Raw genomic sequence first — 15,057 nt, 5'->3', positions numbered from 1 at the left:
TAGTTTTCACCTCAATATTTTACCGCCCCGGCCGCCCCGTTTTCCCCTTCGTGCGCCCCTTGCGCTTTACCTCCGCCGGATCCTCATAGCTCCCGACGCCGATCTTCCCCCGTCGGACCGGCTTGGCGTCCTCGGCGCTCGCCGCGCGGTCGGGCTGGCCTTCGGGGAGGGGGGCTTGGCGCTTCTTGGTGCCGATGGTTTCCGGGGGGCGGTCCGGCAGGTCTCCGGTGACGGGTTTTTCGGTGCGGCCGACGGTCATTTCGTCGAGCGTGTTCTTGCGGAAGAGGGATCTGCCCGCCGGGGTCGCGACGTCGCGGCCCATCTCGTCCAGGTGCGGCTTGCGGAAGAGGGGGCGCTCGGTGTCGGTGCCCGGGCCCATGTCGTCGAGCGAGGGTTTCTGGAAGAGGGATTTTGAGGCGACTTCTGCGGCTGTGGCTGTGGATCCTCGGGTCAGGCCCGAGGATGACGGAGGAGAGGTGGGGCGCGATTTTCCCGAGGGCGTGCCGGAGGGGGAAGGGCCGGCCTTTCCGCCCTTGCCACCTTCCTGCGCCTTTGCCTCGTCCCGCGCCATCGGATCGTCCATGACGGCGAGTTCGGCGGCCTTGAGGCGCTTGATCTCGTCGCGGATGCGGGCGGCGGCTTCGAAGTCGAGGTCGGCGGCGGCATCGCGCATCTGCTTTTCGAGCGCTTCGAGATGGGCCTTCAGGTTGTTGCCGACGAGGTGGCCGGCATCGGCGAAACCCTTGCCGGAGACGCCGGAAATGTCGGCGCGGACGTGGTCGCGCTCGTAGACCGAATCGAGGATGTCGGAGATCTTCGCCTTCACCGATTCCGGGGTGATGCCGTTGGCCTCGTTGTAGGCCACCTGCTTTTCGCGGCGGCGGCTCGTCTCGTCCATGGCGCGCTGCATGGAGCCGGTGATCTGGTCGGCATAGAGGATGACCTTGCCGTCGACGTTTCGCGCCGCGCGCCCGATGGTCTGGATGAGGGACGTCTCCGAGCGCAAAAAACCTTCCTTGTCGGCGTCGAGGATGGCGACGAAGCCGCATTCGGGAATGTCGAGGCCCTCGCGCAAGAGGTTGATGCCGACCAGCACGTCGAAGGCGCCGAGGCGCAGGTCGCGGATGATCTCGATGCGCTCCAGCGTGTCGATGTCCGAGTGCATGTAGCGCACGCGAACGCCCTGTTCGTGCAGGTATTCGGTAAGATCCTCGGCCATGCGCTTGGTGAGCACGGTGACCAGCGTGCGGTAGCCGGCCTGCGCGGTCTCGCGGATCTCGCCCAGCACGTCGTCGACCTGGCTTTTGGCCGGGCGCACCTCGACGGGCGGGTCGATGAGGCCGGTCGGGCGGATGACCTGCTCGGCGAAGACGCCGCCGGACTGCTCCAGCTCCCAGCCGCCGGGCGTCGCCGAGACGGCGATGGTGTCCGGGCGCATGGCGTCCCATTCCTCGAAGCGCAGGGGGCGGTTGTCCATGCAGGAGGGCAGGCGGAAGCCGTATTCGGCCAGCGTCGCCTTGCGGCGGAAGTCGCCGCGGTACATGGCGCCGATCTGCGGGATCGTGACGTGGCTTTCGTCGATGAAGATCAGCGCGTTGTCGGGCACGTATTCGAAGAGGGTCGGCGGCGGCTCGCCGGGGCGGCGGCCCGTCAGGTAGCGCGAATAGTTCTCGATGCCGGCGCAGGAGCCGGTGGCCTCCAGCATTTCCAGGTCGTAGCGCGTGCGCTGCTCGAGGCGCTGCGCCTCCAGCAGGCGGCCGGCCTTTTCCAGTTCGGCGAGGCGGTGCTTCAGCTCCTCGCGGATGGACTTGATCGCGCCGTTCAGCGTCGGGCGGGGGGTGACGTAGTGGCTGTTGGCGTAGATTTTTACCGATTTCAGGTCGCCGGTCTTCTGGCCGGTCAGCGGGTCGAACTCGGTGATCGCGTCGATCTCGTCGCCGAACATCGAGATGCGCCAGGCGGCATCCTCAAGGTGGGCGGGGAAGATTTCTATGGTGTCGCCCCTCACGCGGAAGGAGCCGCGCTGGAAATCCATCTCGCGGCGCTTGTATTGCTGGGCGACGAGGTCGGCGAGGAGCTGGCGCTGGTCGAGCCGTTCGCCGACCTCCATCTGGAAGGTCATGGCGGTGTAGGTCTCGACCGAGCCGATACCGTAGATGCAGGAGACCGAGGCGACGATGATGCAATCGTCGCGCTCCAGCAGCGAGCGCGTCGCGGAGTGGCGCATGCGGTCGATCTGCTCGTTGATCGACGATTCCTTCTCGATATAGGTGTCCGAGCGCGGGACATAGGCCTCCGGCTGGTAGTAGTCGTAGTAGGAGACGAAATATTCGACCGCGTTTTCCGGGAAGAAGTTCTTGAACTCGCTGTAGAGCTGCGCGGCCAGCGTCTTGTTCGGCGCGAGGATGACGGCGGGGCGCTGCGTCTCCTCGATCACCTTGGCCATGGTGAAGGTCTTGCCCGAGCCGGTGACGCCGAGCAGGACCTGGCTGCGCTCGCCGTCGGAAAGGCCGTCGACGAGGTCCTTGATGGCCGTCGGCTGGTCGCCGGCGGGCTGGTAGTCGCTGATCATGCGGATCGGAATGCCGCCTTCCGACTTTTCCGGCCGGGCGGGGCGGTGCGGCGTCCAGAGCTTGCCGTCCTTGAACAGCGGGTTGCCGCTCTCGATGAGCTTCGACAGGGCCTCCACCGTAGCGGTGACGCCGGAGCCCTTCTCCAGCGCGGCGGCATCCTCCAGCGAGACGTCGAGGCCGGAGACGGGCATCAGGCCGGCGGCGGCGCGGGTCTTCGGGTCGGACGAGCCGCCGATCGAGACGCCGCGGGATGTCTTGGAGACCGTGACCTGCTCGGTGTGGCGGCGGGCGGCGTTCTCCACCGTCTTGCGGTGCTTGCCCGCCTTGGAGGCGACCTCGCGGCGGCTCTCGACGCTCGCGGCCTCCGCCTCGGCCTCGAGCTGCTTCACCCAGTCGGAGACGCTGCCGCTGAGCGGCGCGCCCTCAAAGTCCGACTGCGGGGCTTCCTCGAAACCGGGGTTCGAGGGCGGGGATTTCTTCGGTGATCTGGCCATGCGGGGAATATGGAGAGAGTCATCCGGAAAGGAAAGGGGGCGTGAGTACAAAAGGGAAACGAATTTGCCGCCGCCCCCGGCCGTTATCCTCGAAACACGGTCTGGGAGCGCGCATGAGCACGGTGGACGAGGCGGCAATGATGCCGAAGGAGGGTTCGCTGGACGCGCTGCACGGCGCGGTGGCGGAGTACAACGCGGCGCGGCCGAAGGTGGCGCGCGACATGTATGTCACCGTGACGCTGCTGCTCGGCGTCTACCTGCTCTTCTCCGTGCTCGTGCTCTATCTCGTCGCGACGCAGATCGAGGAGGACTGGACCTTCGTCACGCTGGCCGCGCTGATCGTCGGGGGGACCTTCGTCTGGAAATTCGCCGTGGCGCCGGCAAAGCGCTTCCAGCAGACGCTGCGCAACCGCATGCTGCCGCTGGTCTTCGGCTTCGTCGACGAGGTGCAGTACGTTCACGGCGCGACGCCGCGCTTCATCGCCGGCATGCCGGGCAAGGAGTTCGTGCAGCGCGACCGCGCCGTGCATGGCGACATGATCGCCGGCGTGCACGAAGGGCTGGCCTTCACGCTTTCCGAAACGGAGCTGAGCACCGGCAGCGGCAAGAGCCGGCAGACCACCTTCAAGGGCGTGATCTTCCATTTCCTGCGGGAGGAGGAGTTTCCCGGCCTCTTGATCGCCGCGCGCAAGCCGAACGCCGTGCACCGCTTCATGCGCGACCTCTTCGGCGGCTCCCGGCTGGCGCTGGTGACGAGCGGCAATGTGGAGGTGGACGTGTCGCACGAGTTCCGCACCGACCGCGCGGAGGCGGCGACGCCGATCGTGCAGGGCACGCTTGCGAAGGCGCTGGACTATCTCGCGAGCGTGTGGCGGGACGATGTGGTGCGCCTCGCCCTCACGGGGCGCGAATGCTACCTGCTGGTGCCGACCAGGAAGGATTTCTTCGAGCTGCCGCCGGTGGATACGCCCATCGACTTCGACCGCTACATCCGGCCGATGATCCGCGATCTCGTGACGCTGCTGGCGACGGCGCAGCTCGTGCGCAAGATCGGCTAGGAACACGAAACGCCGGCGGGGGCCGGCGTTTCGCGTCGCCTGGGAGGAGCGATCAGAGGATGAAGTCACCCTTGTAGAGGTCGCCGAAGGAATCGACTTCCAGGATGAAGTCGGCCTTCTTGTCGCCGTTGACGTCGCCCATGACGAGCTTGGTGTAGTGGCCGTTGTTGAGCTGGGTCTCGGTCCAGGTCAGCTCGCCCTTCTTGCCGCTGAAGGCCGCGCCTTCCTTGGCGACGAAGGTGAAGGCGTCGTTCTTCTTGGTGCCGGCGATGGCGTCGATGGCGGAGAGGTCGATCTTGTCGCGGCCGTCGAACGTGTTCGACTTGAACTGCTCGATCACGTCGCGGCGACCCTCGGCCTTGCCGATCTCCGCAATGCTCTTGAAGACGAAGCGGTCCCCGCCGTCACCGCCCCACATCTTGTCGACACCGGCGCCGCCGATGATGACGTCGCGGCCATCGCCGCCGTGGATCTGGTCGTTGCCCTTGCCGCCTTCGATGTAGTTCTTGAAGTCGCCGCCATAGATGATGTCGTTGCCATTGCCGCCGTAAATCTTGTTGTAGGCGCTGGAGTGGCCGAAAATCCGGTCGTTGCCGCCGTAGCCGTAGATCTTGTAGACGGAATCGCCGTTCATCGGGTCCGCCATCAGGAAGTTGTTCTTGTTGTCGCCTTTGAGTGTAGCCATGGAATATCTCCGGAATCATGAAGCATCGGCGGCGTCCAGCCAACCGGTGCGCATGAATGGTCGGGCGCTGTCCGGCTTGTGAAGCGCAGGAGCGGCGAAAGGATGCAAAGCGCCAGCCCAACGGGCGGCCTTTCGGTGAACGGCTGATTTTCGTCGCTGAACGGCACTCGACAGTTTTCAGGGAAAAAACGATTATTCGCGCAATGAGCACTGTATCGAGTCTGCCATTCATTCCTCACGCCGAACAGAGCGAGTCGCAGCTGCAACGGGCAACGTTGCGCTTCGGCGGGCTGTATCTGCTTGCCGTCTTCCTGAGCTCCAGCCTGCTGTGGGGGCTGGCGGGCACGGATCCGGTCGACTCGGCCGTCGGCAAGGTCTTTCTCCTGGCGATGGCCGCGCTGCTGGCGGCGCTGCTGACGATGCTGCTGGTCCGGCTGAAGGCGCTGCCGCTGCCGGCGAAGGCCGCGCTCTGCTTCACGCTGTCGCTCGTCGGCGGCGTGCTTTACTGCGGCATCGACCATGCGATCTACGCGATCTGCGTCTATCCCGCGGCGCCGGTGTGGGACATGACGGGCATCGCCTACAACGTCATCTACGGCACGTCGCTCTATTTCGGCTGGAGCTGCCTGTTCCTCGCCCTGTGCTACAGTTTCGACCTGCGCGACCACGAGCGGCGGTTGGCGCTGATGCGCGAGGAGGCCATGGCGGCGCAGATGCGGGCGCTGCGCTACCAGCTCAACCCGCACTTCCTGTTCAACACGCTCAATTCGATGGCCGGGCTGATCGAGGAGGGCGAGCGCGACGATGCGCGCGACATGGTCTTCTCCCTCTCGGCCTATCTGCGCACGACGCTGGCGCTCGATCCGCTGCAGGACCTGCTGCTGGAGGAGGAAGTCGCCTTGCAGACCGGCTACCTCACCATCGAGCAGCGCCGCTTTTCCGACCGCATGGGGGTGGAGATCGACCTCCCGGAGGAGCTGCGCAAGGTCCTGGTGCCGAGCCTCATCCTCCAGCCGCTCGTCGAGAACGCCGTCAAGCACGGCGCCTGCCGCAAGGCGGGCGGCGTGACCATCGCCATCCGCGCCAGGCAGGAGGCGGGGCGCCTCTGGCTCCTCGTCGAGAACGACATGGCGCTTGCCGACCAGCTGCCCGGCGCGGCGAGCTTCGGCATCGGCCTCAGAAATGTCGGCGAGCGCCTGGCGCGGCGCTTTCCCGGCGCGAGCGGGTATCACTACGGTCGGACCGGCGATGGCCGGTTCCGCGTGACCCTGACCATGCCCATCAGGACCGCGTGACCGCATGACCGAAATTTCCGTTCTTATCATCGATGACGAACCGATCGCCCGGCGTCGCATGGTCCGCATGCTCGCGGCGATCGACGGCGTGAGCGTTGCCGGCGAGGCCGGCGACGTCCCGCAGGCGCTCGAGCAGATCGCCGCTCTCGCACCCGCCGTGCTGCTGCTCGATATCCAGATGCCCGGCGGCAGCGGCTTCGACGTGCTGGAGCAGACCGGCCCGCACGCGCCGCTGCCGATCTTCGTCACCGCCTTCGACCATCACGCCATCCGCGCCTTCGAATGCAATGCCGTGGACTACCTGACGAAGCCGGTGACGCCGGAACGGCTGCGGCAGGCGCTCGAGCGGGCGCGCGCGATGATCGTCGCCCGCGAGAACCGGGACGCGGTGACGGAGCTGCGCGAAACCGTCGCCGCGCTGCGCAAGGCGCTGCGCGAACAGGCGACGCGGCCGACGCAATTCTGGGTGAAATCGCGCCGGGAGACCATCCGCATCCCTGCTGAAAAGGTGCTGCGGTTCCAGGCCGCCGGCGACTATGTGCAGCTGCACGCCGAGCAGGGCAGCTTTCTCTACAACGAGAGCCTCTCGGCGCTGGAGCGGCGGTTGCCGGCGGAGGATTTCCTGCGCATCAGCCGCAGTGCGATCGTGCGGCGCGACCAGGTGGTGCGCGTGAAGCGCGGGCCGCTCGGCGTGCTGCATGTGGTGCTGCGCGACGAGACGGAGATCAAGGTCGGCCGGACCTACCTGCGGGCGGTGCGGGACGGGCTGATGCAGGGGTGAGGGCGGGCGCGTCGGCGCCGGCCAGCAGATCGCGCAGCATGTCGGCGACATGCTGGACGGCGCGATCCTTTTCGCGGCGGCGGTGCCAGGCGATGTGCAGCGGAAAGCCGGGAACGGGGATCGGCGGCCGGGCGACGTGGAAGCGGGCCGCCGCATCCGCCGGCACGCAATGGCTCGGCATCATGGCGATGAGATCGCTTTCCTCAAGGAGCGGCGGCACCATCAGGAAGCTCGGCACGACGATGCCGACGCGGCGGCTGCGGCCGAGGGCGGAAAGCTGGTCGTCGAAGCCGCTGCGCGTATCGCCGCGGCCGGAGACCAGGATGTGCGGATAGGCGAGCCAGCCGTCGAGCGAGAAGCCGCGGGCGGCCGGATGGTCCCGGCGCATCGCCACGACATAGTGTTCCTCCAGCACCGTCTCGCAATGGAAGGCGGCCGCGTCGACGCTGGGGAAGACCGAGACCGCGATGTCGCTCGCCCCGCGCGCCAGAGCCTCCAGCGCCGCCGATGCGCCATGCCAGGGCTGGATGACGATATCGATGCCGGGGGCGGAGCCGGCGAGCGCCCGGTGCAGCGGGCCGACGATCAGGATGCCCGGATGGTCCGCCGTGACGATGCGCACCGTCCGGCGGATCTCGGCGAGCGGTTCCTCCGGCGCATCGACGACGGCGGCGATGCCGGCGAGGAGGGTCTTCAGCGGGTCGCGCAGCGCGTCCGCCCGCGGCGTCAGGCGCATGCCGCCCTTGCCGCGCTCCAGCAGCGGATCGCCGAACAGGTGGCGGCAGCGGTCCAGCGCGCTCGATGCCGCCGGCTGCGACAGGTTCAGCTTTGCGGCGGCGCGCGAGACATGCGCCTCGTCGAGCAGGGCATCGAGCACGACGAGAAGGTTGAGGTCGATCGATCGCAAATTCATGAAATCGATAATAGCATATATGAATCATCCATTGGAATGATTTCATGCTGGGCGGCATCCTGGTTGCGTCAACACAGGAGACGACGCCATGAGCAAGACACTGATCCTTCTCTTTCACCCCGATCTCGCCCGCTCGCGTGCCAATGCCGTGCTCGCCGCCTCGGCCCTGCGGCTGCCGGATGTCGAGCTCATCGACCTGTACGCGCTCTACCCGGACGGCAGGATCGATGCCGGCGAGGAGGCGGCCCGGCTGCTTTCGGCCGATCGCATCGTGCTGCAATTCCCGATCCAGTGGTATTCCACGCCGCCGCTCCTCAAGGCCTGGCAGGATGCGGTGCTCACCCGCATGGTCTATATCCACGACGAGGCGGAGGGCCGCCTGCTGGCGGGCAAGCCGCTGCTCGTCGCGGCGACGGCGGGCAATGTGCCGGAAGCCTATGCCCCCGGTGGCGCCAACCGGTTCACCATGGCGGAGCTGCTGCGCCCGCTGGAGGCGACCGCCCATCGCTGCGGCTTGCCGTGGCAGCCGCCCTTCCTCGTCTACCGGGCGGACACGCGCGACGAGCTCTCGCTGTTTTCCGCCGGCCGGGACTATGCCGCCCCGCTCGAAGCCTGGCGTAAGGCGGGCGAGCCGGAGGACGATCCGCGCCGCTATCTCGTCGAGGCCTGGGGGTGAGCCTTGGCGGCGATCGCTCCTGCATCGCCCGAAAAGCCGCGGCGCGGCGGTGGGCGGGGCTGGCCGCGCGGCTCCATGTCCCGCAAGCCGTGCCGTTCATAGCCGGGCAGAATTTGGGGTCCGGCATGCTGCGGGCGCTGCATCCCTTCAACGGCGGGCCGATGCTCGCCGTCGCGCTGGTCGTCCTCGCGAAGGCGGAGCGGCGGCCGGACGGGGGGCTGTCCCTCCGGGCGATTTCGGAGCGGCGGCCTTGACGGCGGCGGCGGGTCGGGTATGCCCTTGTCCGACCTCCTTAAGAATCAGGATTCGCGATGTCCTTCAGCCTCACTCCGGCGGCCGTCTGGCCGATCGTGCTGCTCTGCCTCTCCAACGTCTTCATGACCTTCGCCTGGTACGGGCACCTGAAGTTCAAGTCCGCACCGCTCCTCGTCGCGGTTCTGGCCAGCTGGGGCATCGCCTTCTTCGAATATTGTCTGGCGGTGCCGGCCAACCGCATCGGCCACGAGGTCTATTCGGCGGCCCAGCTCAAGACGATCCAGGAGGTGATCACCCTTGTCGTCTTCGCCGGCTTCTCGGTCTTCTGGCTGAAGGAGAGCCTGACCTGGAACCACGCCATCGGCTTCCTGCTGATCGCAGCCGGCGCGACGTTTGTGTTCAAGGGATAGGGCTCCTAAAATAGTCGCATTCCGGCGTAAGCATGGGACGGATCGGATGAGGCTTGCGTGACCACGACCTTTACGACCATGGCGTCGATACGTTTCGGCTACGGCCGAAGGCCAGGCGAGGCGGCGCCGGAGAGCGTCGATGCGCTCCTGCGCCAGGTGGAGCGCGGGACCCGCGAGACCTGCCTCTTTCCCCACGAGGGCATCGAGGGACGGCGCGCGCGCTTTTCCGCCTACCGCGAGCTCAACGTCGCCTACAAGGCGGCGCGCGACAAGGACATGCTGATGACCGTCGGCATGCGTCCCATCAATCCCTACAACATCGCGCTCGTCAACAGCATGCAGCGCGACCGGCACCTGAAGGTCCGCCAGGCCGCCTTTTCGCCCAACGGTTTCTACGAGCGGCTCGTCGCCTTCTGGTGCGATCATTTCACTGTCGATGTGCGCAAGGGCGGCGTCATGCGGCTTCTGGCGCCGATGCATGAGGCGGAGGCCATCCGCCCGCATCTTGCCGGCTCCTTCTCCGATCTCCTGAAGGCAGCCGTGCTGCATCCAGCGATGCTCGCCTATCTCGACCAGACCGCCTCCATCGGACCGAATTCTCCGCAGGGGGTGGAATCCGGCCGCGGTCTCAACGAGAACCTCGCACGCGAGCTCATCGAGTTGCACACGATGGGCGCGGGCAGCGGTTACAGCCAGGAGGACGTGCGCTCGGCCGCCTATGTGCTGACGGGGCTGTGGTGGTATCGGGCACCGGTCTACGAGACGGTCTTCCGCCGGCGTTCGGCCGAGCCGGGCGTCTACCGGGTGCTCGGCAAGGACTACGGCGGCAAGCGGCGGGAGATCGAGCAGATTTATGCATTGCTCGACGACCTTGCTGCACGCAAGGAGACCCGCCGCCACATCTGCCGCAAGCTCGTCGTGCACTTCCTGGCCGACGACCCGCCGGAGCCGGTGGTGGAGGCGATGGTGGCGGCGTGGAAGCGCAGCGACGGGCGATTGCTCGATGTCTACCGGGCAATGCTGGAGCATCCGCGGAGCTGGGAAGAGGAGGGGCGCAAAGCGCGCCAGCCGTTCGACTTCGTTGTCGCTGCGCTTCGGGCGCTGGACGTGCCGGCGAAGACGCTCGAGCCGGTCTATGGCGCGAAGAAGGCCGACCGGCCGGCGGCCGATATCGCTGTGCTCGAGGATGTGACGATGATGACGGCCGACGGCAGGCCGGCGCTGAGGGCCAATTGGCTCTCTGCCGGGACCGTCGAGCGGTTCGGGCAGCCGATCTGGTCGGCGCCGAGCCCGGCAGGCTGGGAGGAGGGGCTTTCCGCCTGGATCACTGCCAGCCAGCTCACCGAGCGCATCGCCTGGGCGCGACGGCTCGTGGCACGCTTCGGCGGCGAGATCGATCCGCGCGTCTTTCTGGAAGCGACGATGGGGGATGCCGCACGGGCGGATACGATCGAGACCGTCTCGCGGGCGCCGAACCGCGCGGTGGGGCTGGCAATGGTGCTGGCCTCGCCGGAATTCAACCGGCGTTAGGAGCAAGGCATGGCACGCGAGATCAACCGCCGAGCCTTCCTGTCCGGGGCCTGCTGCGTGGCGGCCTCGCCGCTTGTCACGCCTGTCAGCTTCGCGGCCATGCCCGGCGACAACCGGCTGGTGACGATCGTGCTGCGCGGGGCGATGGACGGGCTGGCGCTGGTGCAGCCCTATGGCGATCCGGCACTGAAGGTGCTGCGGCCGAAGCTGGCGCTCGGCGCCGACATGGGGCTGCTCGATCTCGACGGCTTCTTCGGCCTGCATCCCGCCGCGGCGGACCTGATGCCGCTGTGGAAGGCGGGCGAGCTCGGCTTCGTGCATGCGATATCGACGCCCTATCGCGACGGCCGCAGCCATTTCGACGGGCAGGACATGCTGGAAAGCGGCGGCGCGGCGGTGCGCGACGAGCGCACCGGCTGGCTCAACCGCGCCATCGCCAGCATTCCGCGCTCCGCCGGCCGCCGGGCGATCGACGTCACCACGACGGCCGAGCTGATCCTTTCGGGCAGCAATCCGGTCGATGTCTGGTCGACACTCGCCGACCTTGCGCTCGCCGAGGACGAGCAGGCCTTCTTTGTCCAGCTCTATCGCAACGATCTGCTCTTCGCCGCCGCAATGCGCGAGGCGACGGCGACGGACATGCTGTCGGACACGGTCCATGGCACGGAAGACAAGCGCGCCACGGGCATTGCCTCCGTCGCGAAGCTGACGGCGGGCATGCTTGCGGCCGACCACCGGATCGCCAGCTTCTCCATTACGGGCTGGGACACCCATCTCAGCCAGACGCGTACCTTTCTGCGGCCGGTCGAGGATCTTGCCGTGGCCATCACAACGCTGAAGGCGAACCTGTCGCCGGCGGTCTGGCGCAAGACGGCGATCCTGGCGATCACCGAATTCGGGCGCACGGCGCGGGAGAACGGTTCGCAAGGCACCGACCACGGTACGGGCGGCCTTGCCGTCCTGGCGGGCGGTGCCGTGGCGGGGGGCAAGGTCTACCGCGACTGGCCGTCGCTTTCGGACAGTGACCTGCTCGACGGGCGCGACCTTCGCCCGACCACGGACCTGCGCCAGCTGGCGGCGGCCATGCTGCGCCAGCAGTTCGGCATTTCGGCGCGGGACCTCGAAACCGCGGTCTTCCCCGGGCTGAGCTTCGACAGGCACGCGGCCTATCTGCGCGGCTGACCCTATTCCAGCATGTCGAAGGCGCGGAAGATCCAGCTCAGCTGGTAGACGATGCCGAGGCCGACAAAGGCGGCGTGGAAGCGGCGGCTGGCCGTTGCGGCGGCAAGAAGGCAGAGCGCGATGAAGGCGACGTTGCGGATCGGATATTCATAGCCGAAGGAGCCGAAATAGGCCTTTCCCTTCAGTGCCGTATCAAGGAGATCGACCGCGAAGACGAGGGCGAAGGCGCCGAAGAACCATTTGCGGCGCGAGTAGAAATAGTCCTCGTAGCCGGCATAGTCGTCGAGCGTCGTGGGAAACAGCAGCACGGCGAGCAGGAAGAACAGGCAGCAATAGCTGATCAGGAAGAGATAGACGCCGAAGCCGATCGTCGTCAGCGCCTGCAGGCGGAACTCCCACCACCAGAAATGCAGGAGGAACAGGAGGAGGAAGCCGGCCCAGGCGAGGTGGACGGGATAGGGCTTCAGCTTGCCCGGATGCTGGATGAAGAGCGCGACGCCCGTCAGCAGGCGCGCAAGGCTGAGGCTCACCACCATGCCGATGACGACGCGCACATGGCTGAAGATGGCGGGATCGGGGGCGGTGTGCTCCATGGCGGGCCTCCCGGCCGCTATTCGACCGGAACGGGGGTCGGATGGCCGTCCTTGTCGAGCGCGACCATGACGAAGGTGGCGCCCGTGACCTTTTCCAGCGTGGTGGTGAGATAGCGCTGTGCCCAGGCCTCGACCGACAGCGTGATCGAGGTGCGGCCGACGCGCACGATATCCGTATAGATGCTGAGCGTGTCGCCGATCTTCACCGGCAGGTCGAAGGCCATTTCCTTGACCGCGGCGGTGACGACGCGGCCCTGCGCGCGCTCGGCGGCGCGGATGCCCGAGGCAAGGTCCATCTGCGCCATGACCCAGCCGCCGAAAATATCGCCCGCGGCATTGGCATCGCCCGGCATGGCAAGCGTGCGAAGGGTGAGTTGTCCATTGGGCCTGCTGGTGTCGGTCATGCGCATCCTCTTCCTGGCTGATACCGGTCTAACGGAATGCGCGCGATGGCGGAAGAGGGCAAGTCGCGGCCGGCCGAAACCCGACGATCGGTATTTTCGAGTATTTTCAAACTCTAAAAATTGATGATCGCAATTTTAGGCGATTTTAAAGGGTTTCCCGGACTTTCGGAAAGGTTGGAGTGCCGCGTCCATTGAGGAGAGCCCGGTGAAGAATCTCAGAATATCCATGCGCCTGTCATTGCTCGTCGGTCTTGCCTTGACCATCGTCGTCGCGGCGCTCGTCTACAGCCTTTATCATTACCAGGAAGCGATGGTGGCCGAGCGCAAGTCGAAGCTGGCGGCGATGGACGAGAGCATGCTGACGCTCTTCCAGCACTATCACGCGCTCGAGACCGCCGGCACGCTGACCCGCGAAGAGGCGCAGACGCGGGCGAAGGACGCGGTGCGGGCGCTGCGCTACGAGGACAGCGGCTACTTCTGGATCAACGACATGAACGCCGTGATCGTCATGCATCCGATCAAGCCGGAGCTCGACGGCACGGACCAGTCCGGCATGGCCGACCCGACCGGCAAGAAGATCTTCATCGAATTCGTGAAAGCCGTGAAGGGAAGCCCGACCGGCCAGGATTTCGTCGACTATCTGTGGCCGAAGCCGGGCTTCGAGCAGCCGGTGCTGAAATATTCGCATGTCGCGGGCTTTGCCCCGTGGGGCTGGATCGTCGGCACGGGCGTCTATGCGGACGACCTTTCCGCCATGTTCCGCCGCAACGCCATCGAAACGGCGGTCATCCTCGCCCTCGGGGGCCTCGCCATCATCCTCGCCGCCTACGGCATCGTGAAGAGCGTGACCGGTCCTGTCTCGCGCCTGAAGGCCTCGATGCAGGCGATCGCCGATGAGGATGTGTCCGGTGACGTGCCGGAAACGGACCGCAAGGACGAGATCGGCGAGATGGCCAAGGTCGTTTCGATCCTGCGCCAGTCGGTTGCCGAGCGCGCCGAGCTTCGTCTTCGCGAGGGCGAGCAGCAGGTTCGCCTCGAGGAGGAGCGCAGCGAGGGCGAGCGCCGCCAGCAGGCCGTGAGCCAGGGCCAGGCGGACGCCATGAACACGGTCGGCCAGGCACTGGAGCGCCTTGCCAATGGCGACCTGACGGTCTCGATCCAGGCGATCGCGCCGGAATATGCCAAGCTGCGCGACGACTTCAACCGTGCCGTCGATGCGCTCTCCAGCGTCATCAACGCCATTGCCCGCTCCACCGACATCGTGCACGGCAGCGCCGGCGGCATCGCGGAGGCGGCCAACAACCTGTCGCACCGCACGGAGCAGCAGGCGGCCTCGCTGGAGGAGACCGCCGCCGCGCTCGACGAGATCACCGCGACGGTGCGCAACGCCTCCGACCGCGCCGCCGAGGCGAGCCGCATGGTGGCCGAGACCAAGCAGTCGACCGGCCGCTCCGGCACGATCGTTCGCGATGCGGTCGCCGCGATGAGCCGCATCGAGGACGCGTCCAGCCGCATCAGCCAGATCATCGGCGTCATCGACGAGATCGCCTTCCAGACCAACCTTCTCGCCCTCAATGCCGGCGTCGAGGCGGCGCGGGCAGGGGAGGCCGGCCGGGGCTTTGCGGTCGTGGCGCAGGAGGTGCGCGAGCTTGCCCAGCGCTCGGCCAACGCGGCCAAGGAGATCAAGGGGCTGATCAGCAATTCGGCGGCCGAGGTCGGCACCGGCGTGGCGCTGGTGCGCTCGACGGGCGATGCGCTGACCGAGATCGAGGCGCTGGTCAACAAGGTGAACGACCAGGTGAACTCCATCGCCACCGCCGCGCGCGAGCAGGCGACCGGCCTTGCCGAGGTGAACACGGCCGTCAACCAGATGGACCAGATGACCCAGCAAAACGCCGCCATGGTGGAGGAAACCAACGCGGCCGGCCAGACGCTGACCCAGGAAAGCGAGCAGCTGAAGACCCTGCTCGGCAATTTCCGGCTGAACGCAGCCGGAGCGGCGGACCACCGGCGCCGCGCGGCATAACGCAAAAGACGATCTCCGGACACGCTTGCCCCGGTGCCCAAGGCGCCGGGGTTTTTCGTTGGGGCGTGCGCAATTGTAGTGGGGAGGTCAGCCGGAAGGCCTGTGTCTCCCCCATAAGGCAATGTTGTCCTGTGTAGTAGCACCCCCCTCTGCCCTGCCGGGCATCTCCCCCTCAAGGGGGG

Annotated in this window: 14 protein-coding genes; 9 read left to right on the top strand and 5 right to left on the bottom strand. The window is 66.8% G+C overall.

Features of this window, described 5'->3' with window-relative positions; all coding sequences use genetic code 11:
* Positions 1–19: 19 nt before the first annotated feature.
* The gene (gene uvrB / locus AABF56_RS09070) at positions 20–3,067 is read right to left on the bottom strand and encodes an excinuclease ABC subunit UvrB (protein WP_272805672.1); all 3,048 of its coding nucleotides are present in this window, start codon (positions 3,065–3,067) and stop codon (positions 20–22) included.
* Between the two features lie 113 nt (positions 3,068–3,180).
* Here uvrB and AABF56_RS09065 point away from each other — a divergent pair, with 113 nt between their 5' ends.
* On the top strand, positions 3,181–4,125 hold the full coding sequence (locus AABF56_RS09065) for a hypothetical protein (RefSeq protein ID WP_272805671.1): 945 nt from the start codon (positions 3,181–3,183) through the stop codon (positions 4,123–4,125).
* 52 nt (positions 4,126–4,177) lie between these two features.
* Here AABF56_RS09065 and AABF56_RS09060 read toward each other — a convergent pair whose 3' ends face one another.
* Positions 4,178–4,810: a M10 family metallopeptidase C-terminal domain-containing protein gene (locus AABF56_RS09060; RefSeq protein ID WP_244769595.1), complete on the bottom strand. Its 633-nt coding sequence runs from the start codon at positions 4,808–4,810 to the stop codon at positions 4,178–4,180.
* A gap of 203 nt (positions 4,811–5,013) precedes the next feature.
* On the opposite strand from AABF56_RS09060, the gene AABF56_RS09055 reads away from it, so the two are divergent.
* Both AABF56_RS09055 and AABF56_RS09050 read left to right on the top strand, forming a co-directional pair.
* Positions 5,014–6,105, top strand: a complete 1,092-nt coding sequence (locus tag AABF56_RS09055; RefSeq protein WP_272805670.1) for a sensor histidine kinase — start codon at positions 5,014–5,016, stop codon at positions 6,103–6,105.
* A gap of 4 nt (positions 6,106–6,109) precedes the next feature.
* Positions 6,110–6,886 carry a LytR/AlgR family response regulator transcription factor gene (locus AABF56_RS09050; RefSeq protein WP_272805669.1) on the top strand — a complete coding sequence of 259 codons (777 nt, stop codon included), beginning with the start codon at positions 6,110–6,112 and terminating at the stop codon, positions 6,884–6,886.
* On the opposite strand, the gene AABF56_RS09045 is transcribed toward AABF56_RS09050, so the two are convergent.
* The gene (locus tag AABF56_RS09045) at positions 6,831–7,799 is read right to left on the bottom strand and encodes a LysR family transcriptional regulator (RefSeq protein WP_272805668.1); all 969 of its coding nucleotides are present in this window, start codon (positions 7,797–7,799) and stop codon (positions 6,831–6,833) included. The genes AABF56_RS09050 and AABF56_RS09045 overlap by 56 nt on opposite strands.
* An 88-nt stretch (positions 7,800–7,887) precedes the next feature.
* Between AABF56_RS09045 and AABF56_RS09040 the strand changes: the two genes are divergently transcribed.
* The 5 genes from AABF56_RS09040 to AABF56_RS09020 are packed head-to-tail and all read left to right on the top strand — an operon-like array spanning position 7,888 to position 11,852.
* Positions 7,888–8,475: an NAD(P)H-dependent oxidoreductase gene (locus AABF56_RS09040; RefSeq protein WP_272805667.1), complete on the top strand. Its 588-nt coding sequence runs from the start codon at positions 7,888–7,890 to the stop codon at positions 8,473–8,475.
* Positions 8,472–8,729, top strand: a complete 258-nt coding sequence (locus AABF56_RS09035) for a hypothetical protein (RefSeq protein ID WP_272805666.1) — start codon at positions 8,472–8,474, stop codon at positions 8,727–8,729. Before AABF56_RS09040 ends, AABF56_RS09035 begins: the two co-directional genes overlap by 4 nt.
* Positions 8,730–8,786: 57 nt before the next feature.
* The gene (locus tag AABF56_RS09030; protein WP_272805665.1) at positions 8,787–9,140 is read left to right on the top strand and encodes a DMT family protein; all 354 of its coding nucleotides are present in this window, start codon (positions 8,787–8,789) and stop codon (positions 9,138–9,140) included.
* Positions 9,141–9,197: 57 nt separating this feature from the next.
* Positions 9,198–10,670, top strand: a complete 1,473-nt coding sequence (locus AABF56_RS09025) for a DUF1800 domain-containing protein (protein WP_272805664.1) — start codon at positions 9,198–9,200, stop codon at positions 10,668–10,670.
* A gap of 9 nt (positions 10,671–10,679) precedes the next feature.
* Entirely contained in the window at positions 10,680–11,852 is a 1,173-nt protein-coding gene (locus AABF56_RS09020) for a DUF1501 domain-containing protein (RefSeq protein ID WP_272805663.1), read from the top strand.
* A gap of 2 nt (positions 11,853–11,854) precedes the next feature.
* Here AABF56_RS09020 and AABF56_RS09015 read toward each other — a convergent pair whose 3' ends face one another.
* Together AABF56_RS09015 and AABF56_RS09010 are read right to left on the bottom strand one after the other, a co-directional pair.
* Positions 11,855–12,445 carry a hypothetical protein gene (locus tag AABF56_RS09015; protein WP_272805662.1) on the bottom strand — a complete coding sequence of 197 codons (591 nt, stop codon included), beginning with the start codon at positions 12,443–12,445 and terminating at the stop codon, positions 11,855–11,857.
* A gap of 17 nt (positions 12,446–12,462) precedes the next feature.
* The gene (locus AABF56_RS09010) at positions 12,463–12,849 is read right to left on the bottom strand and encodes an acyl-CoA thioesterase (RefSeq protein WP_244769603.1); all 387 of its coding nucleotides are present in this window, start codon (positions 12,847–12,849) and stop codon (positions 12,463–12,465) included.
* Positions 12,850–13,054: 205 nt separating this feature from the next.
* On the opposite strand from AABF56_RS09010, the gene AABF56_RS09005 reads away from it, so the two are divergent.
* A complete protein-coding gene (locus tag AABF56_RS09005; protein ID WP_272805661.1) occupies positions 13,055–14,875 on the top strand; it encodes a methyl-accepting chemotaxis protein in 1,821 nt (606 codons plus the stop codon).
* Positions 14,876–15,057 lie beyond the last annotated feature (182 nt).

The sequence above is a fragment of the Shinella sp. WSC3-e genome, from assembly GCF_945994535.1.
In the GTDB taxonomy this organism is placed as follows: Bacteria; Pseudomonadota; Alphaproteobacteria; order Rhizobiales; family Rhizobiaceae; genus Shinella; species Shinella yambaruensis.
This window is presented reverse-complemented; position numbering and strand designations above follow the sequence as displayed.